Origin of the sequence: Lapillicoccus sp. (assembly GCF_025353065.1) — a bacterium.
Classification (GTDB): Bacteria; Actinomycetota; Actinomycetes; order Actinomycetales; family Dermatophilaceae; genus Lapillicoccus.
The window spans coordinates 1-2,046 of the sequence record NZ_JANXRJ010000067.1 but is presented as its reverse complement, the minus strand read 5'-3'; the positions used below and the strand labels follow the sequence as shown (position 1 = coordinate 2,046).

At 71.4% G+C, this 2,046-nt stretch carries 2 protein-coding genes; both read right to left on the bottom strand.

Going from position 1 to position 2,046, the window contains the following annotated elements; translation table 11 throughout:
- Positions 1-1,010, bottom strand: a 1,010-nt coding sequence (locus tag Q0R63_RS06235; RefSeq protein WP_295695396.1) for a hypothetical protein, incomplete at its 3' end; no start/stop codon positions are given.
- Positions 1,011-1,084: 74 nt separating this feature from the next.
- On the bottom strand, positions 1,085-2,046 hold a 962-nt coding region (locus tag Q0R63_RS06230), incomplete at its 5' end, for a tyrosine-type recombinase/integrase (protein ID WP_295695394.1).

Sequence of the window (2,046 nt, the reverse complement as noted above, 5' to 3'; positions counted from 1 at the left end):
TCGTCGAGCTGGGCCACGGCGCTCATGAACGCGGCGTCGACATCGGGGGCCAGCGCCCGGGGCAGCGGCGCCGGTAGCCGGGGGATGTCGCCGCGGTGCAGCACGATCGTGGGTGGCCGGTCGGCCCACCCCCAGATCGTGAGGTCGTCGAAGAAGGCCCGCAGGTCCTGCACGGCATGGGCGTGGTGGCCGACCGAGATGGTCCGGTCGGGGCTGGCGAGCCGGCCTTGGCAGGCGCGGGACGCGTTGTAGGCGAGGAACTCCTCCAGGTGTTGACGGCGCAGCTGATGCAGCGTCGTCACGGAGGGCTGACACTCGCCCAGCCACCTCCCGAACAGGGCCAGGCTCGCGGCCCGGGACTCGACCGTCTTGGGGCGCAGCGTCGTGGACACGACCTGCAGGTAGCGCACCATGGCCTCCCGAATCGCCGGCTGGTGCACTGCGGCCATCCGCTGCTCGAGGGTGGTGTGGCGGGCGTTGCCGTGGTCGGGGGGCTGGTCAAGGACGCCGAGCTGGTAGCAGACGGTGTGCAGGCTATGCATCAGACCGCGTAGGCCGTCCCGGTGTCGAGGTAGCAGTGTCGCGGCGGCCGCGATGTCCGCACGGACGGCGCCCAGGTCCTCCAGGGTGATCTGGTCCAGACAGGTCTGACGGGTCATGCACACCAGCGCCAAGGCCGTGGTGGAGACCCGGTACACCCACTCCGGGACCCACCCCATCGCCTGCGCGGTCGCTGCCACCCGGGCCACCGGCTCAGGGTTCATCCGAGCCCAGGTGACGTAGTGGGACCCCTTGGACTTCGCCGCCAGCAGCTCGACGTCGGGACGGACCGCCCCGACCGCGAAGCACCACGACAGGAAGGGCCACGCGTACAGCCGGCGTGCCTCGACAACCCGGTCCGACACGGGGCGGTCCATCCAGACCTGCAGGTCCGGATGGCGAGCCAGTAACCGTTCCGCGCCCCGCCGACGCATCCGCTGCGCCTGGGCGTTGCAGGGCAGGTCAGCCACGAACAGGGCGTGTCGCTGCAACAGCGACCCAGCGGGGGCATCCGGGGTCGGCTGAGCCGGCAGTGCGACCGCGGTCACCGCGCACCCACCGAAAGCGCGGCTGACGCGGCTGCCGATGCTCGAGCGCGGGCGTACTCGATGCCGAGGGTCTCGATGCTCAGGTGGACGTACCCGGCGGTGGTCTCGGGGCTGGCATGCCCCATCAGGTCCCGCAGCACGAGCAGGTCGATTCCGGCGGCGGCGAGCTCGGTGCCATAGGTGTGTCGCAGGCGGTGGGGACGAACCCTCGGGGTGCCCGCCAGGTCGCGGTGCGTGCGGAAGATCCGCCGGAGCGTGGCTTCGCCCATCGGCTCTCCGCGGGTCGGGCCGCGCAGCACGACGAAGCACTCCGGCGTCGGGCAACCGGGCGGACGTTCCTCACGCAGGTAGCGGTTCAGCTCGGCGAAGAAGTCGCCGTCCACCGGAACGACCCGCTCCTTGCCTCCCTTGCCGACGACCCGGACCCGCCGCAGGCCAAGGTCGATATCGGTCAACCGCAACGAGCGGATCTCCGCGGAACGCAGACCCCCCAGGAGCATCCCGAGCACCATCGCGCGGTCACGGGCCGTCCTCAGGTCGGTCATGAACGCTGCGACGTCAGCAAGGTCCAACGACTCCGGCAGCCGTCGCGGCTGCCTCACCAACCGCCCACCCGTCTGTTTCCGGGACCCCCCGAGGTGACCCAGCAGCCCGCGCCGTCGTTCTCCCGCGCGGACCCGGCGGCCAGCAGGCACTGGGTTGCCCGAGCGGACACCAACGATCACCAGGTACTCGAACAGGGCCCGCAGGGCCGCCACCCGCCGGTTCTTCGTCGCCGGTGCCGTCTCCCGTGCGCGCAACGCCACGACCACCTGCCCGGGCGCCCCGGCGGCTGACGTCCGCCGCCAGCCGAGGTAGTCGAACACGTCGGTCGGGACGACCGAGGTCAAGGTGAGGCCCGACTCGTCACAGAAGCGCAGGAAGCTCAGCAGGTCGAACGCGTAGGCCCGCCTGGTAG